This is a genomic window from Flagellimonas okinawensis (genome assembly GCF_029194005.1).
GTDB lineage: Bacteria > Bacteroidota > Bacteroidia > Flavobacteriales > Flavobacteriaceae > Flagellimonas > Flagellimonas okinawensis.
In genome coordinates this window covers 80,626-98,230 of sequence record NZ_JARFVA010000008.1, presented here as the reverse complement: position 1 = coordinate 98,230, position 17,605 = coordinate 80,626, and the positions used below count along the sequence as shown (strand labels likewise).

The 17,605-nt window shown below is 41.5% G+C and carries 16 protein-coding genes and 1 tRNA gene; 12 read left to right on the top strand and 5 right to left on the bottom strand.

All coding sequences use genetic code 11. The annotated features are described in order from the left end of the window. Positions 1-16 precede the first annotated feature (16 nt). Complete coding sequence (locus PY091_RS17455) at positions 17-700, bottom strand: metal-dependent hydrolase (RefSeq protein WP_275650779.1); 684 nt, start codon at positions 698-700, stop codon at positions 17-19. Between the two features lie 204 nt (positions 701-904). Between PY091_RS17455 and PY091_RS17450 the strand changes: the two genes are divergently transcribed. Further along, a complete protein-coding gene (locus PY091_RS17450; RefSeq protein ID WP_275650778.1) occupies positions 905-1,318 on the top strand; it encodes a 6-carboxytetrahydropterin synthase in 414 nt (137 codons plus the stop codon). Between the two features lie 27 nt (positions 1,319-1,345). Beyond that, positions 1,346-1,420: transfer RNA gene (locus PY091_RS17445), tRNA-Val, on the top strand. Positions 1,421-1,431: 11 nt separating this feature from the next. Here the strand turns inward: PY091_RS17445 and PY091_RS17440 are convergent. After that, complete coding sequence (locus tag PY091_RS17440) at positions 1,432-2,706, bottom strand: UDP-N-acetylmuramoyl-tripeptide--D-alanyl-D-alanine ligase (RefSeq protein ID WP_275650777.1); 1,275 nt, start codon at positions 2,704-2,706, stop codon at positions 1,432-1,434. A gap of 65 nt (positions 2,707-2,771) precedes the next feature. Next, positions 2,772-4,421 (bottom strand): gliding motility lipoprotein GldJ, encoded by a 1,650-nt coding sequence (gldJ, locus tag PY091_RS17435; RefSeq protein WP_275650776.1) that lies wholly within the window; start codon positions 4,419-4,421, stop codon positions 2,772-2,774. Positions 4,422-4,808: 387 nt separating this feature from the next. Between gldJ and porV the strand changes: the two genes are divergently transcribed. From porV to PY091_RS17390, 9 genes are all read left to right on the top strand, one after another. Beyond that, positions 4,809-5,954 (top strand): type IX secretion system outer membrane channel protein PorV, encoded by a 1,146-nt coding sequence (porV, locus tag PY091_RS17430; RefSeq protein ID WP_275650775.1) that lies wholly within the window; start codon positions 4,809-4,811, stop codon positions 5,952-5,954. Positions 5,955-6,035: 81 nt separating this feature from the next. Then, the gene (gene cdd, locus PY091_RS17425; protein ID WP_275650774.1) at positions 6,036-6,527 is read left to right on the top strand and encodes a cytidine deaminase; all 492 of its coding nucleotides are present in this window, start codon (positions 6,036-6,038) and stop codon (positions 6,525-6,527) included. Positions 6,528-6,608: 81 nt separating this feature from the next. Then, complete coding sequence (gene pdhA, locus PY091_RS17420) at positions 6,609-7,607, top strand: pyruvate dehydrogenase (acetyl-transferring) E1 component subunit alpha (RefSeq protein WP_275650773.1); 999 nt, start codon at positions 6,609-6,611, stop codon at positions 7,605-7,607. A gap of 4 nt (positions 7,608-7,611) precedes the next feature. Continuing rightward, positions 7,612-9,243 (top strand): pyruvate dehydrogenase complex dihydrolipoamide acetyltransferase, encoded by a 1,632-nt coding sequence (locus tag PY091_RS17415; protein ID WP_275650772.1) that lies wholly within the window; start codon positions 7,612-7,614, stop codon positions 9,241-9,243. A gap of 93 nt (positions 9,244-9,336) precedes the next feature. After that, a complete protein-coding gene (locus PY091_RS17410) occupies positions 9,337-10,320 on the top strand; it encodes a M28 family metallopeptidase (protein ID WP_275650771.1) in 984 nt (327 codons plus the stop codon). A gap of 12 nt (positions 10,321-10,332) precedes the next feature. Next, complete coding sequence (locus tag PY091_RS17405; RefSeq protein WP_275650770.1) at positions 10,333-11,010, top strand: SDR family NAD(P)-dependent oxidoreductase; 678 nt, start codon at positions 10,333-10,335, stop codon at positions 11,008-11,010. A 45-nt stretch (positions 11,011-11,055) separates the two neighbouring features. Next, positions 11,056-11,655 carry a SprT-like domain-containing protein gene (locus PY091_RS17400; RefSeq protein ID WP_275650769.1) on the top strand — a complete coding sequence of 200 codons (600 nt, stop codon included), beginning with the start codon at positions 11,056-11,058 and terminating at the stop codon, positions 11,653-11,655. Positions 11,656-11,747: 92 nt separating this feature from the next. After that, positions 11,748-12,827 carry a mannose-1-phosphate guanylyltransferase gene (locus tag PY091_RS17395; RefSeq protein ID WP_275650768.1) on the top strand — a complete coding sequence of 360 codons (1,080 nt, stop codon included), beginning with the start codon at positions 11,748-11,750 and terminating at the stop codon, positions 12,825-12,827. Positions 12,828-12,830: 3 nt separating this feature from the next. Next, the gene (locus PY091_RS17390; RefSeq protein ID WP_275650767.1) at positions 12,831-14,291 is read left to right on the top strand and encodes a DUF389 domain-containing protein; all 1,461 of its coding nucleotides are present in this window, start codon (positions 12,831-12,833) and stop codon (positions 14,289-14,291) included. 14 nt (positions 14,292-14,305) lie between these two features. On the opposite strand, the gene PY091_RS17385 is transcribed toward PY091_RS17390, so the two are convergent. Next, the gene (locus PY091_RS17385; RefSeq protein WP_275650766.1) at positions 14,306-15,073 is read right to left on the bottom strand and encodes an ABC transporter ATP-binding protein; all 768 of its coding nucleotides are present in this window, start codon (positions 15,071-15,073) and stop codon (positions 14,306-14,308) included. Further along, positions 15,073-15,810 carry an MlaE family ABC transporter permease gene (locus tag PY091_RS17380; protein WP_275650765.1) on the bottom strand — a complete coding sequence of 246 codons (738 nt, stop codon included), beginning with the start codon at positions 15,808-15,810 and terminating at the stop codon, positions 15,073-15,075. Before PY091_RS17380 ends, PY091_RS17385 begins: the two co-directional genes overlap by 1 nt. 116 nt (positions 15,811-15,926) lie before the next feature. Here PY091_RS17380 and pafA point away from each other — a divergent pair, with 116 nt between their 5' ends. Next, positions 15,927-17,603, top strand: coding sequence for an alkaline phosphatase PafA (pafA, locus tag PY091_RS17375; protein ID WP_275650764.1), 1,677 nt, complete (start codon positions 15,927-15,929; stop codon positions 17,601-17,603). Positions 17,604-17,605 lie beyond the last annotated feature (2 nt).

Below are 17,605 nucleotides of genomic sequence, written 5' to 3'. Positions count from 1 at the left end.
CGAAGGCTTTTTTGTTTTAAACGGTTACCGTTTCCCCGATATCTGGTAGAATTAATTTCTTTTCTTTTTTCTCGAAATACTCAACTGCTTTGGTTTTATCTATTTTAATAGGAGGGAAGGTATCATAATGACAACCGATAATGGTGTTACATTCAATGAAGTCACTGGCAATAGTTGCATCTTCGTAACCCATGGTGAAATTATCTCCAATCGGGAGTACCGCAATATCCAATTTTGGGCACGTCATGGGAATGAGTTCCATATCCTTGGTTAAAGCTGTGTCACCGGCAATATAAATGCATTTTGAATCATCGTATATGACAAAACCTCCAGGGTTACCTCCATTACTTCCGTCAGGTAACGCGCTTGAGTGAACAGCATTCACATATTTGGCCGTCCCAAAGTCAAAAGTATATTTCCCGCCATGGTTCATGCCGTGTCCCTGTACACCTTTGTCACCAAACCAGGAAACAACTTCAAAATTGGATACCAATAGGGCATCCGGATTGTTTTTGGCAACAGCTTCTACATCCAGAACATGATCTTGATGTCCATGTGTCACAAAAATGTAGTCCACCTTCAAGCTGTCTATATCCACTTCCGATGCCAATTCGTTTCCAGTGATGAAAGGGTCGAACAATATAGTTTTACCGTTGATTTCCAAGAGCAGTGTTGCATGACCTAAATAGGTAATCTTCATAGTAGTTTTATTTTTTTGGATTAATGTTTTATTGATATTTAAGAATAATAATGTCCAATGGACGAAAGGATATTTTTGGTTCTTTAAATTTAAAAAGAACCATTGGGATTTTCAATGTAAAGCGGAATGGAATTGATAGCTGATAAACGGGATTTTTTATAGCAGAAAAATATGGTTTGATGAAAAAGGAAGTACATTTGCAGCATGATTGCTACAATTTGCAGAAAAGGACATTTTAATGCAGCCCATAGGCTCCATAATCCCAATTGGAGCAAGGAGAAGAATATCGAAGTATTCGGAAAGTGCAACAGCCCAAGCTTTCACGGTCATAATTTTGACCTTGAGGTGAGAATAAAAGGTGAAGTGGACCCAGATACTGGTTTTGTAATGGATCTTGCCGACCTAGGTGTTTTGATCAGGGATGAGGTCGAGGAGCGGTTCGATCATAAAAATTTGAACGAAGATTGTCCGGAGTTCGAAAACTTGCTGCCAACAACGGAGTATTTTGTAAAAGTTATTTACGATATTCTTAAGCCAAAGCTCAAAGAAGGACAATTATTGCATATTACACTGCATGAAACATCAAAGAACTCTGCAGAGTATGGGGATTGGGATTAATTTCCGATATTGCAGGCCGTTTTAAAAGGGATATTAGCTCAGTTGGTTTAGAGCGCTGCCTTGACAGGGCAGAGGTCACTGGTTCGAATCCAGTATATCCCACTTTTTCTTCACTACAGAATATCCAAAACTCGTTCCAGGGCCATTCCGCGGGATCCTTTGATAAGCATAGCTCCTTTTTCCAAAGGATGATTTGATAGATGTTCCTTTAGATTCTCAAAAGTTGAAAACTTATGGTATGAAGTATTGGTCCTGAAGAAATTTTCGCCAACCAAATACACTTCGTTAAAATTCAATTGCTCTGCCAAATCTGAGATTGCTTGATGTTCATCGGCAGCCGTGCTTCCCAGTTCGAACATGTCTCCCAAGATCAATGTTTTTCTTTTTGCAGCCATCATGCTAAAATTCTCCAGAGCAGCTTTCATGCTTGAGGGATTGGCATTGTAGGCATCAAGGACTATATCGAATCCATTTTTAGATAGGATCTGTGATCTATTGTTTTTTGGAAAATAGTTTTCAATGGCAGATTTGATTTCCTCTATTGGTACATTAAAATATTTGCCCATTAAAATGGCAGCACAACAATTGGGAAAGTTGTACTTGCCCACCAGTTGAGTGTGTATGGTTGTTTCCTCTACCTCTAGTGAAACATAAGGGTCTACCCCAAGAAATTTGATATTATAATATTGATGGTCTTTAGTACTGAAACCCACTTTTTTGGTGTAGTGCTCCAATCGTTCTTTTTGAATCGCATCATCCGCATTTAAAAAAACGTGCTTGTTATGGTGGGTCAAGTAATCGTATAGCTCACTTTTTCCTTGTATCACTCCTTCCACACCTCCAAAACCTTCTAAGTGTGCCTTGCCAAAATTGGTGATGTATCCAAAATCGGGCTGGGCGATCGAGCAGAGGAATTCAATTTCTTTTTTATGGTTGGCACCCATTTCCACAATGGCCATTTCGGTGTTCTCTTTTATCGATAAAAGTGTTAGGGGGACTCCAATATGGTTGTTGAGGTTGCCTTGTGTGGCTATTGATCTATATTTTTTTGAGATTACCGCGTTAATGAGTTCTTTGGTGGTCGTTTTGCCGTTGCTTCCTGTTAGTGATATCACTTTGGCATTGGAATGTTGTCTGTGGTATGTGGCCAATTGCTGCAGGGTGGACAAAACTCCCTGGCAAAGTATAAATCTGTCCGAAGTCTTAAATTCTTCCTCATCAATAAGGGCAAATGCCGCGCCCTTTTCCAAGGCTTGCTGTGCAAAAGCATTTCCATTAAAATTGGGTCCTTTAAGTGCGAAAAACAGACAGTTTTCCGTGATTTTCCGGGTGTCCGTACATATAACCGGATGCTCTAAAAATAGTGCGTGCAACTCTTTAATTGTCATAAATCGAAGATAAAAAAAAGCCCCGACCTTTTTGGTCGGGGCTTTTAAAATACTCAAGAAGTTTTTTATCTCGCTTTCTTGTGACGTACTGTCTTTTTGGATCTCGATTTTGATCCAACTCTAGACATGGCACATCTAAAGCCTATATCGTCGGTCGCCATATATTGTGGCAAGTATCTACGTTGTGCAGGATCTAACCAATAAGCTCGGTCTCTCCATGATCCACCTTTGTACACTCGAACTTCGTTGTTGATCAATGAAGTCCTGTAATTGGATTCATCGTATTGGCGAACAAGATCACCCTCTTCGTTGCGTTCAACTGAATGTTCGGGAGAATCGTACATTTTTTGATTATCGTCCTCATCGCTGAAACGGCTGAAGAATCTTGAAGATCCTGGGTCACCATCTCTGAAACCTCTGTTGTCGCTCTTGTCAAAGTTGGTCCTTAGATAAGTTTCCTGTTCGGTAACCGGTACTTCCTTGATTTCACCAGGAAGGTTGATGGCAACAATCTTACCGTTTGGCAATGTATCATAAACAATCTTATCTTCTAGTATTTCAACTTTACCATCTTCTCCGATCGCTTTTTTCATGAATACGTTTCCACGGTAATAGTTGAAGTCACTGATTTCGTCATCAACGATAGGACGGTATACGTCGGCAACCCATTCGTTTACGTTACCGGCCATATCATAAAGTCCAAAATCGTTGGGCTTATAGGATTTGACTTCACCTGTAATATCGGCACCGTCATCTGACCATCCGGCAATACCGCCGTAATCACCCTTACCTTGTTTAAAGTTTGCCAATTGGTCTCCACGGCCAACACGTTGTCCGTTTCGAGTGTAATCGCCTTCCCAAGGATATTTTTTTCTACCTCTGTAGTTGTTGTACTCTCTGGTTCCAACCAGTGCCTGAGCAGCATATTCCCATTCGGTTTCTGTGGGTAGTCTGTATGCAGGCATAATAACACCACTACTTCTTTTGGCGAAAGAGTTGATGGAATCTCTTTTCTGTTTTCCTTGTAGTGAATCAATTTCACCACCATATACAGATTCTGGATTGTTAAGATAGGCCTCTGTACTAAAGGTACCATCAATGTCTCCATTCAACACTTTGTATTTTGCGTCTTCTGCAAGATAACCTTCTCTTTCCAACATTACTTCGTTGACCCTATCGGTTCTCCATTCGGCATATTGGGTTGCTTGAACCCAGTTTACACCTACAACTGGATACTCAGCATATGCAGGGTGTCTGAGATAGTTGTTGGTCATTGTTTCGTTAAAGCCCAATCTATTTCTCCAAACCAAAGTGTCCGGAAGAGCACCTTTATATATGTTGGCGTAATTTGGGTTGTCCGGAGGATAGACCTCTTTTAGGTAATCCAAGTACTCTAGGTACATAACATTGGTTACCTCGGTCTCGTCCATATAAAAAGATTGTACGTGCTGTTGGGTCGGGGTGTTGTTCCAATCATGCATAATGTCGTCCTGGACCTTACCTTTGGTAAAAGTTCCACCCTCTACGAATACAGTTCCAGGAGGAGTTTCCTGTTCTTTGAAGTCCGAATTGTATTGAAATCCCCCTTCTTTGGCATTAATTTTCCATCCCGTGGCTCTGGAGACGTTTTTGGATGAGGAAGAGTTTTTACAACTAGAAAAACTTCCCATCACAACGGCGCAAGAAAGTACAACTTTGATTAAGTGTTTTTTCATAATTTGGGCTTGAGTACTTTAAAACTTAGGGTTTTATACCCTCAGTAACTTCGTTTGTTTTGATTTTTAAAATCCTTCAATGGCATTAAAACGGTGATTTTACCATTATATTTTGTGCTCATCAAATATTTCTGGCGATGTGGCAACTTGCACATGCTACATTCTTGTAACGGAGAAGCGCTTGGATTAGTATGGAGATCATAGCTTTTAACGAATTAATCGAGCTTTAGGAGCTCATTTTTGTCTTTATCCATATATATAGGTGTTTCCTGTTTTCAAAAAATACACCCTTGATTACAAGAATTTATGGAAAAGAACGTTTACATGTAGTATATCCAGTGCAATTTGCGGTGGATCATGAACTTTACTAAACGCTAAATACTTGGAATGAGAAAGTTATTCGTATTGATTGTGTTGCTTTCCGCAGCCCCATGGGTAAGTGCACAACAAGAAAGAGCGATTACAACAGCAGTCCCATTTTTGACCATAGCCGCTGATGCAAGAGCCTCTGGTATGGGGGACATGGGGGTCGCTACCTCTTTCGATGCATATTCCCAGCAATGGAATCCGGCGAAATATGCGTTTGCAACACAAAAATCTGGAATAGGGGTAAGTTACACTCCGTATTTGGAGACCATAGTCAACGATGTTTCCTTATTGAACGCCAATTATTACAATAAACTCAACGATCGGAGTGCCTTTGCCTTTGGTCTACGCTATTTTGGATTGGGAGAGATAGAGTTGAGGCAAACTTTTGATCAGCAGCCCACTTTGGTAAAGCCAAATGAGTTTGCTTTGGATGTTTCTTATTCTTTAAAATTGAGCCCCAGTTTTTCCATGGGAATTGCCGGTAGGTTCATAAGTTCCAATCTACGCTTTCAAGATAGTTCACAAGACTCACAGGCCGCCAACGCTTTTGCCGTTGACATAGCAGGTTTCTATAGGTCTCGTGAAATTGCATACAGTAATTATGATGGACGATGGAGATTTGGATTCAATATTTCCAATATTGGAGGCTCCCTACAATATGATGCCGGAGGGCAAGAAAACTTTTTGCCGACCAATCTAAAGTTCGGTGGAGGTTTCGATTTTATTTTTGACCAGGATAATGTGTTGGCGATCAGCACGGAGTTCAATAAACTTTTGGTGCCTACCCCCAGGGATTTTAACGGGGATGGCGTTATAACGGCAGAGGATAACGACGAATACCAGAACATCAGTTTCTTTAATGGTATTTTTGAGTCATTTGGTGATGCGCCAGACGGCTTTGGCGAAGAGTTGAAGGAAGTAACTTGGGCACTTGGAGCCGAATATAGATTTCGCGAAGCATTTATGCTCCGAAGCGGTTATTTCAATGAGAGCGAGGAAAAGGGATCACGTAAATTCTTTACGTTGGGAGCTGGATTTAAATTTAGGAGTGCACAAATAGATTTATCATATCTGTTCTCAACATCACAGGTGAGGAACCCATTGGAAAACACATTGAGATTTTCACTTACCTTTAATTTTGGTGAGGAATTTTACAATGATTAATACCATATAACATCTAACATTCAACAAAACCTGTCCATTGGACAGGTTTTGTTATTTTTGAAATACACCTGATCAATAAAAATGGAAAAAAGGAAAATTGGTTTTGAATTGCTTGTTTTTGAAGATGAAAAAGAGTTGTCACAAAACGAGCAAAAATTGTTACGGGAAGCTATGGAGGCAAAAGAAAATGCCTATGCTCCCTATTCCAAATTTAAGGTAGGTGCGGCCGTTTTGTTGGATAACGGAGAGGTTGTTATTGGCAACAACCAAGAAAATTCATCATACCCATCAGGCCTTTGTGCCGAGCGTGTAGCTGTTTTTCAGGCAGGGGCCAAATATCCTGGAGTAACAATAAAAACCATTGCCATCACTGCTTCATCCGCTAATCACGAGGTGCAGGAGCCGGCAGCGCCATGTGGCAATTGTAGGCAATCCATTATTGAGTACGAACAAAAGCAAGGTTCATCGATAAGTCTGTTGTTGAGGTCGGAAAAGGGACCCATTTATAAATGTAATTCGGTCAGCGATATTTTGCCATTGGCATTCAATAGCTCATTTTTGGGCGATTCTTAATTCAATTCTTTTTCCAAAACAGATATATATGTATTTTTGCTTTCCCCTATTGCAGGGCAAATTCATTTAATACTACTGTAGATGAAAAAAATCACCAAAGAAGTTTACCTTAAATGGTACGAGGATATGTTGTTCTGGAGAAAGTTCGAGGACAAATTGGCAGCCGTATATATTCAGCAAAAAGTTAGGGGGTTCTTGCACCTTTATAATGGGCAAGAAGCTGTATTGGCAGGTGCTTTGCACGCAATGGACCTAGACAAGGACAGAATGATCACTGCATACCGGAACCACGTTCAGCCGATTGGTATGGGAGTGGACCCCAGAAGGGTTATGGCCGAGCTTTACGGTAAAGTAACAGGTACATCCAAAGGTATGGGTGGATCTATGCACATTTTTTCCAAAGAACACCGTTTCTATGGTGGACATGGAATCGTAGGAGGTCAAATTCCTTTGGGAGCTGGTTTGGCATTTGCCGATAAATATTTTAAAAGAGATGCTGTGACCCTATGCTATATGGGGGATGGAGCTGTAAGACAGGGCTCGCTTCATGAAGCGTTCAACTTGGCAATGCTTTGGCAGTTACCGGTAGTATTTGTGTGCGAGAACAATGGTTATGCCATGGGTACTTCCGTTGCACGTACATCGCACTCTACCGATATCTGGAAATTGGGACTAGGGTACGAGATGCCTTGCGGACCAGTGGATGGTATGGATCCAGCCACCGTGGCAAAGGAAATGGATAAGGCCATTGAACGTGCCAGGACTGGTGGAGGACCAACTTTCTTGGAGATGAAGACATACAGATATCGCGGTCACTCTATGTCCGATGCACAGCACTACAGAACAAAAGAAGAAGTTGAAGAGTACAAAAAGATAGATCCTATCACTCAGGTAAAAGATGTTATTCTTGAGAAAGGTTATGCCTCTGAAGACGACCTAAAGAAAATTGACAAAAAAGTGAAGGACTTGGTGAGTGAATGTGAAAAATTCGCGGAGGAATCAGATTTCCCACCAAAAGAACAATTGTTCGACACGGTTTACGAGCAGGAGGACTATCCATTTTTACAACATAAATTATAATTAGATGGCAGAAGTAATCAACATGCCTAGATTGAGCGATACCATGGAAGAAGGAACCGTGGCAAAATGGCTCAAAAAAGTAGGGGACAAAGTAGAAGAGGGAGATATATTGGCCGAGATAGAAACGGACAAAGCCACCATGGAATTTGAATCATTTCATGAGGGGACCTTGCTGCATATCGGAATAGAAGAGGGTGATGGAGCCCCGGTTGATTCGCTTTTGGCCATTATCGGAGAAGAAGGAGAGGATATTTCTGGACTTTTGAACGGTTCAGGAGGTTCTTCCGAGTCATCTAAAGAAGAAGCCACTTCCGAGTCACAAGCAGAGGAAAGTACTTCAGCTAGCAGTGAACCAGCCGATATTCCTGAAGGAGTGGAAATAGTGACTATGCCTAGATTGAGCGACACCATGGAAGAAGGAACCGTGGCAAGTTGGCTCAAAAAGGTAGGGGATACTGTAGAAGAAGGTGATATTTTGGCCGAAATCGAGACAGACAAGGCCACCATGGAATTTGAATCTTTTTATTCCGGAACCTTGTTGTACATAGGTATCCAAGAAGGCGAAGGCGCTCCTGTTGATTCATTGTTGGCCATAATTGGTCCTGAGGGAACCGACGTGGATGCTGTGATCAGCGCACAATCCGCTGGAGGTAGTTCAAGCAAGTCAACAACCGAAGCTCCAAAATCCGAAGCCCCTAAAGAAGAAGAAAAAGCAGCGGCTCCCGTTGCCAGCACAGCTTCCGATGGGCAACGTATCCTAGCCTCGCCATTGGCAAAGAAAATAGCCAGTGAAAAGGGTATTGACTTGTCCCAAGTTAAAGGTTCGGGCGATAACGGAAGAATCGTAAAAAAGGATATTGAGAACTTTACTCCATCCGCTCAACAAGCACCTGCGGCAGAAACATCTACCGCGGCCGCTGCACCAGTTTCACCGGTAAGCCTTCCTGTGGGTGAGGAGAGTGTAGAGGAGGTGAAGAACTCTACAATGCGCAAGGTAATTGCCAAGCGTTTAGGTGAATCCAAGTTTTCGGCGCCACATTATTATCTTACCATTGAGGTGGATATGGACAATGCCAAAGCTTCTCGTTCACAGATCAATAATTTGCCCGACACTAAAGTGTCTTTCAACGATATGGTATTAAAAGCCTGTGCAATGGCCCTTAAAAAGCATCCACAAGTCAATACCTCTTGGAATGGAGATACCACCATTTATAAGCATCACGTACACATGGGAGTTGCGGTTGCCGTGGATGAAGGTCTTGTGGTCCCTGTAATCAAATTTGCGGACCAAATGAGCCTTACCCAATTGGGTACCGCAGTTAAGGACTTGGCTGGTAGGGCTAGAAACAAAAAAATAAAACCGGACGAAATGGAAGGAAGCACCTTTACGGTTTCCAATTTGGGAATGTTCGGTATTTTGGAGTTCACTTCCATCATCAACCAACCCAACTCAGCAATTTTATCGGTTGGGGCAATTGTTGACAAGCCTGTGGTTAAGAACGGTGAAATTGTTGCCGGAAGCACAATGAAGATAACCTTGGCATGCGACCACAGAACCGTGGATGGAGCCACTGGAGCCCAGTTCCTTCAAACCTTGAGGGCTTATTTGGAGAACCCAGTGACCATGTTGGCGTAAATCGTCAGAAACATAACTCTTATTACATAAATTGAAAAAGCATCCTTTATCGGGATGCTTTTTTTATCTTTAAAAAAATCAAAAACGACAATTATGAAGACTGTTTTATACCTTATGTTGACTTTGTTCGCAGTAAACTTGAGCCATGCCCAAGACTACGAAACCACGGTTATAAAATCACACGCGTTACCTGTGGAAGGGGAAGGTTTTACAAATTCCGATCGCATAGGCGAGATGATGAATTATTTGGCTTCCAACGACCTTAAGGGCCGCGAAGCAGGGAGTGAGGGGATAGAAATGGCCGCAAAGTATATTGAAAATTATTTCAGGTCTTATGGGCTTGAGCCTTATTTTGAAACTTACAGGGATACACTTTCAAATTTTAAAAAACCAGCATTTAATATAGTTGGGGTAATAGAGGGTAACCACCCGCAGCTAAAACATGAATATATACTGGTAGGGGCCCATTACGATCATATTGGAACCATTAAACCCGAAAATGGAGACTATATCGCAAATGGTGCCAACGATAATGCTTCAGGAACTACCTCCGTTTTGGAAATGGCGCGATACTTCGGTGTTCATAAAACCAATGGCCGAAGTATTATTTTTGCTTTGTTCAGTGCCGAGGAAAAGGGGTTGTTGGGCTCCAAGCATTTGGCTAAAAAGTTGAAAGAGCAAGATTTGAACCTTTATACCATGCTCAATTTTGAAATGACCGGGGTTCCCTTAAAGGGAAAGGATTATTTTATGTATATCACCGGTTATGAAATGTCCAATTTGGCAGAAGTGAGCAATACATATGCTGGCGAGAAATTGGTGGGATTTTTGCCAACGGCAAAGGAATTTAATCTGTACCAGAGATCGGACAACTATCCGTTCCATTTGGAATTCGGTGTGCCATCCCATACTTTTTGCACTTTTGATTTTACCAACTTTAACCATTACCATAAGGTTGGAGACGAGAATGAATTAATGGATTTTGACCATATGGCCACTTTGGTAAACAAATCCATTCCAATGATCGAGAGTATTTCAAATGCTACTGAAAGGGAAATCAAGTTGAATGAACAATAAATTAAATCTGTAATGGCGAATATTATAATCACGGGAACAAGTAGGGGGATTGGGTATGAACTGGTCAAGCTTTATGCAATGGAAGGGCATCAGGTCTTGGCCTTGTCCCGTAATGAAGAACCTATTAAAAGCCTGCAATTGTCGAATGTGCAAACTTTGCCTTTTGACCTAGGCAATCCAGCTGATTATAAAAAACTGGAGGAATTTCTCGAACAATGGCACGTGGTGGATGTATTGATAAACAATGCCGGTAGATTACTGAACAAGCCTTTTTTGGAGACCACGACCGCTGAGTTTGAAGCAGTGTACAAGGTGAATGTGTTCGGTGTAGCAGAAATGACACGGGCCGTGATTCCTATGATGGGGAAGGAAGGACATGTTCTTACAGTGAGCTCCATGGGTGGAGTGCAAGGAAGTATGAAGTTTCCAGGTTTGTCCGCATATAGTTCTAGCAAAGGAGCTGTTATTACCTTGACAGAACTTTTGGCAGAGGAGTATAAGGAAACAGGACCAAGTTTTAACGTGTTGGCCCTGGGTGCCGTTCAGACCGAAATGTTGGAAGAAGCTTTTCCGGGCTATAAAGCACCTGTTTCAGCTTTGGAGATGGCCAGTTATATCAAAGAATTTGCTTTGACCGGTCATAAACTCTACAATGGAAAATTATTACAGGTAAGTAATAGTACGCCATAATCCAAGAGTTAAGGATTCTATGGATAATCCCTTAACTTTACCCCGGTGAACAGTACCCTTCAAAAATATCTTCCTGAGCAGGCCGTGGTTCCATGTTTTGAACTTATCAAAACACATGGGGTTCATCTTAAAATTGTAAGCCATAGAGTAACCCGGCATGGGGATTACCGTAGGCTGCCCAATGGATTGCATCAGGTTACAGTTAATGCCTCGCTCAACAAGTATAGATTTCTAATTACGCTGGTTCACGAGATTGCACATTTAGTGGCCTTTGAAACTTATGGTCGTCGTATAAAGCCGCACGGCGTTGAATGGAAGCGTACCTTTCAACATCTAATGATCCCTTTTATTCGGCCCGAGGTATTCCCATCTCAATTGTTGCCCATTATCGCCAACCATTTTAAAAACCCAAAAGCAAGCAGTAGCACCGATGCAAGGTTGTCCATTGCCTTAAAAGCTTTTGATGAGGAAGAGCGGCAACACAGTTATGTATATGAATTGCCCACAGGCAGTGTTTTTAGGTTGTACAATGGCAGGCTGTTCAAAAAAGGAAATAAAAAAGTAAAACGGTACGAGTGTGTGGAATTGGCTACAGGCAGATTATATTTGTTCCAGCCCAATGCTGAGGTTGAGTTGGTTCAATAACGTATCATCTCGAGCACAGTCGAGAGGCGGCAAGTATTAGTGAAAAAATCAAAATAGATTCCTGTCTCCGCAGGAATGACAGTAAATAAGATATGAACAAGAATTATTACGCAGTTTTAATGGCAGGGGGAGTGGGGTCCCGATTTTGGCCTGTTAGTACATCATCCAACCCAAAACAGTTCCACGACATGTTGGGAACGGGCAAAACGTTGATTCAAAAAACTTTTGATCGCCTTAACCGATTTATCCCGACCGAGAATATTCTGATTCTAACCAATGAACGATATAATGATTTGGTTTTGGAGCAATTACCAAAGGTAAAACAGGAACAAGTTGTTTTGGAACCTGCCATGCGAAACACTGCGCCCTGTATTCTGTATGCGTCCTTAAAGATTCAAAAAATGAATCCAAACGCTGTTATGATCGTAGCGCCTAGCGATCATTGGATAGAAGATGAAGCGGCATTTGAAAAGGATGTAACAGCTTGTTTTGATAAATGTGAAAAAGAAGACGCCCTTTGCACCTTGGGGATTCAACCTACATTCCCAAATACGGGCTTTGGTTATATAGAGTTCGAAAAGGGAAGTGACGAAAATTTGAAAAAGGTGTCCCAGTTCAGGGAAAAACCGGACTATGAGACCGCAAAGGAATTTTTGGCGCAGGGCAATTTCTTATGGAATGCCGGTATTTTCATGTGGAGTGTGGAAACTATAGTGGAAGCTTTCAAAAAATACCAGCCAAGTCAATATGATTTGTTCGAGGGAGGGATATCATGTTATAACACGGCTGAAGAAAGAGATTTTATCCAAGAAAATTATGCTAAGGCAGAAAACATATCCATCGATTATGCTATCTTGGAGCAATCCAAGTCTATTTTTACGTTACCGGCAACCTTTGATTGGAACGATTTGGGTACGTGGGGAGCATTGTATGATAAACTGGATAAAGATGACAATAACAATGCCGTTGTGAACGCCAAAGTGTTGTTGAAAGACGCAAAAGGCAACATGATTCGTTCTCCAAAAGGAAAGGTGGTTGTTGTTGATGGTTTGGCGGATTATATTATTGTGGATAAAGAAGAAGTACTTTTAATTTATCCCAAGGACAAACAACAGGATATTAAAAAAGTTTTGACCCAAGTGAAGGATAAATTTGGGGATCAGTTTGCGTAGTTTATGAGCGAAGAACATAAAAAGGATATGGAGACCACTCCTCTTAACCAAGACAATGGTGATGAGGTAAAAAAGGATTTTAAGGGATTATTGGGCAGTGTCCGTAAGTTCTTGTCCGAGCTTTTGGAGATACGCTCCAATACCGATGCGGTCGCTACCAAAGAATCTATCATAGCGGATATACCCTTTAAAAACCATACTACATGGATTTTGATATGCTCCATATTTATCGCTTCCATTGGTTTAAATGCAAACTCTACAGCGGTGGTCATCGGAGCAATGCTTATTTCTCCCTTAATGGGGCCAATTTTAGGGATGGGGCTGTCCTTGGCCATAAACGATATTGATACACTGCGTAGATCGCTCAAAAACTTTACCGTAATGGTGGTGTTGAGTGTAATAACTGCATTCCTGTTCTTTTATCTTTTTCCATTAAGAGACGAATCTTCCGAATTGCTGGCTAGGACCAAGCCAGACATCCGCGATGTGCTGATTGCTTTTTTTGGTGGTTTGGCTCTAGTTATAGCCCGGGCAAAAAAAGGGACAATAGCCAGTGTTATATTTGGTGTGGCCATTGCAACAGCATTGATGCCTCCCCTGTGCACTGTAGGTTTTGGTCTTGCTATAGGAAAGCCGTGGTATGCCGCCGGAGCCATGTACCTTTTTATTATCAACACTATTTTTATAGGTCTTGCTACTTTTTTGGTCATAAAGTTCCTAAGGTTCCCAATGGTCCGTTATGCGAATTCGCAGCGACGAAGATTGATAGCGCGTTTGGCATCTATAACTGGTATTTTGGTAATGATTCCTGCCGGATTCACTTTTTACAATGTGTTCCAAGAATCTCTATTTATGAAGCAGGCCCAGGAATTTTTACAGGAAACCGTCGAGGTTTATCAGTTTGAAGGATCGGGAAGGTATGTGGATAACCTTACCAAGTTGGAATATGTGGATGATGGTACCTCTGTGATAGAAGTTGTTTTTATGGGTGATGAACTCATACCCGATAACATGATCAATACATGGAGAACACAAAAAAATGAATACAATCGACTAAAAGATGCAGAATTGAACATAATACAGGGGGGTAAGGACGACTCTGAGGAAAAGTTCAATTACGTAAGCGAACTCTATGAGAAAAACAAGGCAGAGCTCTTGAACAAGGACGAACAGATACGATTGTTGGAGGAGGAGTTGGCAAGTTTAACCATGAATGCGGGTAAACAGATTCCTTTCCGGGATATTAGTGCAGAAATAAAGGCCAATTATGAGAATGTTAATGCTTTGGGCTTTTCCTATCAATTACAGACCGATTTTAAAAAGATGGATACCGTTCCTGTTTTTGAGGTCGACTGGAAAAATGGAATTAGTTCAGGGCAAAAGGAAGCCGATTCCAAAAAAATGTTGGCTTGGTTAAAATTACGCCTTCAAGATTCAACCTTGGTAATCAAGGAAGTGGAATAATCTTTTGACAGACCTTAATTTCTTTCCTCAATATACATTTGTCGCACTTTTTTAAAGAGCTCGGAAGAATACACAAAGTCGGTCACAGCTGTATTTTCGGTCTTGAAGATTTCTTTGTTCGTGCCTTCCCACTCTTTAAATCCATTTTTAAGGAAGATAATTTTTTCCCCGATCTCCATTACCGAGTTCATATCGTGTGTGTTGATTATGGTGGTAATATCGTATTCCTGGGTGATTTCGTGGATGAGGTTGTCGATCAAAATCGCCGTTTTAGGGTCGAGACCCGAATTGGGTTCGTCACAAAAGAGATATTTAGGATTCATGACAATGGCACGGGCTATGGCCACTCGCTTTTGCATACCACCGGAAATCTCTGCAGGGTACTTTTTATGGGCATCAATAAGGTTGACGCGCTTTAACACAAAATCCACACGGTCCTGCTTTTCCGATTTGGATTGATTGGTGAACATATCCAATGGGAACATTACATTTCCTTCAACCGTCATGGAATCGAATAATGCACTGCCCTGGAATACCATGCCCATTTCCTGCCTAAGGTTTCTTCTTTGCTTTATGGAAAGTTCGGAGTAAAGTTGGCCGTTATAGCATATGTTGCCTTCATCCGGTTCAAATAGGCCCAATAGGCATTTTAGGAAAACTGTTTTTCCAGACCCACTCTGTCCAATGATCAAATTGGTCTTTCCTTTTTCAAATACCGTGGAAATGCCTTTCAATACATGGTGGTCGCCAAACGACTTGTGTATATTGTCTACTTCGATCATTAGCCTAAGAGCAATTGGGTTAATATATAGTTGATGATAATTATAACCACACTGGTCCATACAAATGAAGTGGTACTTGCTTTTCCCACCTCCAATGCACCACCCGTCATGTAATAGCCATGGTAGGAAGGAACCGTGGCGATAACAAAGGCAAAGACTACCGATTTTATAAAGGCATAAGTAATGTGGTACGAATCAAAGTCCATTTGTAACCCTTGGATAAAATCGCCACTTGGGGCATATCCGCCAAATACGGCGGCAATCCATCCCCCTAAAACGCCAACGAACATGGAGATAGCTACGGCGAAAGGATACATGAACATGGCAATGATTTTTGGAAAAACGAGATAGTTCAAGGAATTTACCCCCATTACCTCTAAGGCATCAATTTGTTCGGTAACACGCATGGTGCCAATACTGGAAGTAATGTACGACCCCACTTTACCGGCCATAATTATGGAAGTAAAGGTTGGGGCAAACTCCAATATTACAGATTGTCTGGTGGCAAAGCCTATCAAACTTTTTGGCAAAAGTGGGTTGTTTAGGTTAAGGGCGGTTTGAATCGTTACTACTCCCCCAATAAAAAAGGAAATAAAAACAATAATGCCCATGGCACCATAAACAAGCTCATCAACCTCTTTTAGGATCAAGGTTTTCATGATGCGCCATTTGGTAGGTTTTTTAAATACTTCCCAAACCATGATGAAGTATTTTCCAATCGCTTCTAGGTATTTCATGCGTTTTATGGACTTGAGGTGATAAAAATAAGAATATTGTGGAGCATTTAACCTTCATTTAAATTTTTAAACGTCAGAATTCAATAGTTTTGCCCTAATTTGATTAAATCCTTAGCATGAAAACAACCAACCTTTTAGTTTCAATTTTAGCATTGTGCATGATCAGTATTTCATATGGTCAACGAAGAAAAAAGAACGATGCGGAAACACAACCGGCCGCGATCGCCCAAACTCCTAAATTGGTGGTAGGAATTGTGGTGGACCAAATGCGTTATGATTATTTGACCCGTTTTTGGGATCAATATGGCGAAGGTGGTTTTAAGCGCATGGTCAACGAAGGTTTTAATTGCAAGAACAATCATTTTAACTACGCACCTACCAGTACCGGACCTGGTCATACATCGGTCTACACTGGGACCACTCCGTCCATGCACGGAATTATTGGGAACGATTGGTTCGATAAGGCTTCTGGCGAAGAGGTTTACTGCGCCGGTGACGACAATTATACCTCGGTAGGAACTACATCCAAAGCGGGGCAAATGTCACCCCATAGAATGTTGACCACCACTATTACGGACCAGTTGCGGTTACATACTCAAAAAAGAGGAAAAGTCATAGGTGTTGCACTAAAGGATAGGGGGGCAATTCTTCCTGCCGGACATGCAGCCAATGCAGCTTATTGGTTTGAAGGAGGGGAAGACGGTAACTGGATTACCAGTTCATATTATATGGCTGATTTGCCACAATGGGTAAAGGATTTTAATGCTTCTGATAAAGTGGAAGTCTATAAAAAACCTTGGAACACTTTAAAACCAATTGACACCTATGTGGAAAGCGGTTTGGATTCCAATACTTATGAAGGCTTGCAAAAAGGTGAAACAGCGAACACCTTTCCACATGACCTTCCGGCCATCTGGGAGCAAAATGGTCATTTTGATTTGATCCGTCGCAGTCCTTATGGAAATAGCATTACCGCAGATTTTGCTTTGGCCGCATTGGAAGCAGAAGATTTAGGGACAGATACGATTACCGATTTCTTGGCCATTAGTTTTTCCAGCACAGATTATGTAGGTCATTTTTTTGGTGTAAACTCCAAAGAAGTTGAGGATACTTACCTAAGACTGGATCAAGATTTGGCCCGGATTTTTTCCACGTTGGACGAAAAAGTAGGAGAGGGGGAATATACTGTGTTTCTAACCGCCGACCACGCAGCCATTAATGTGCCATCTTATCTAATGGATTCCAAGATACCTGCCGGTTATTTGGATATGAAAGGAATGCAGGGTAAGTTTGCAGAATTTCTTCAATATAAATATGGGACAACGGATGTGGTTAGGGACCTTTCCAATTATCAATTGTTTTTAGATCATGACATTTTGGCCAATTTGGATATTGACCTTGATGATGCCCAAAAGGATATTGCTAGAGAATTATTGACATATGATGGTATTGCCCAAGTATATACCGCCCAACAAATGTGGGAGAACGAGTATCTAGAGGGAATACCATATATTTTACAAAACGGATACAATCAAAAGCGTTCTGGGGATATTCTATTGGTTCCCAGTACAGGGTATATTTCATATAGTAGAACAGGTTCCACACATGGTTCTGCACAAATCTATGATACCCATGTACCTTTGTTACTTTACGGAAAGGGGATTAAGCAGGGGAGCACGGTAAATCGTACCGAAATTCCTGATATTGCGCCAACCATTGCGGCACTATTGGGAATTGCATTTCCTAATGGAGCTACAGGACAGCCGATAGGCGAGGTTTTGGAGTTTGATTAATT

What these genes read in the sequence shown, in the direction of transcription:
- PY091_RS17390 (WP_275650767.1), top strand. Translation starts at nt 12,831, where the DNA reads ATGAGCGAAGAACATAAAAAGGATATGGAGACCACTCCTCTTAACCAA.
- pdhA (WP_275650773.1), top strand. Translation starts at nt 6,609, where the DNA reads ATGAAAAAAATCACCAAAGAAGTTTACCTTAAATGGTACGAGGATATG.
- gldJ (WP_275650776.1), bottom strand. Translation starts at nt 4,421, where the DNA reads ATGAAAAAACACTTAATCAAAGTTGTACTTTCTTGCGCCGTTGTGATG.
- PY091_RS17380 (WP_275650765.1), bottom strand. Translation starts at nt 15,810, where the DNA reads ATGAAATACCTAGAAGCGATTGGAAAATACTTCATCATGGTTTGGGAA.
- porV (WP_275650775.1), top strand. Translation starts at nt 4,809, where the DNA reads ATGAGAAAGTTATTCGTATTGATTGTGTTGCTTTCCGCAGCCCCATGG.
- cdd (WP_275650774.1), top strand. Translation starts at nt 6,036, where the DNA reads ATGGAAAAAAGGAAAATTGGTTTTGAATTGCTTGTTTTTGAAGATGAA.
- PY091_RS17385 (WP_275650766.1), bottom strand. Translation starts at nt 15,073, where the DNA reads ATGATCGAAGTAGACAATATACACAAGTCGTTTGGCGACCACCATGTA.
- PY091_RS17410 (WP_275650771.1), top strand. Translation starts at nt 9,337, where the DNA reads ATGAAGACTGTTTTATACCTTATGTTGACTTTGTTCGCAGTAAACTTG.
- PY091_RS17455 (WP_275650779.1), bottom strand. Translation starts at nt 700, where the DNA reads ATGAAGATTACCTATTTAGGTCATGCAACACTGCTCTTGGAAATCAAC.
- PY091_RS17405 (WP_275650770.1), top strand. Translation starts at nt 10,333, where the DNA reads ATGGCGAATATTATAATCACGGGAACAAGTAGGGGGATTGGGTATGAA.
- PY091_RS17450 (WP_275650778.1), top strand. Translation starts at nt 905, where the DNA reads ATGATTGCTACAATTTGCAGAAAAGGACATTTTAATGCAGCCCATAGG.
- PY091_RS17440 (WP_275650777.1), bottom strand. Translation starts at nt 2,706, where the DNA reads ATGACAATTAAAGAGTTGCACGCACTATTTTTAGAGCATCCGGTTATA.
- PY091_RS17395 (WP_275650768.1), top strand. Translation starts at nt 11,748, where the DNA reads ATGAACAAGAATTATTACGCAGTTTTAATGGCAGGGGGAGTGGGGTCC.
- PY091_RS17415 (WP_275650772.1), top strand. Translation starts at nt 7,612, where the DNA reads ATGGCAGAAGTAATCAACATGCCTAGATTGAGCGATACCATGGAAGAA.
- pafA (WP_275650764.1), top strand. Translation starts at nt 15,927, where the DNA reads ATGAAAACAACCAACCTTTTAGTTTCAATTTTAGCATTGTGCATGATC.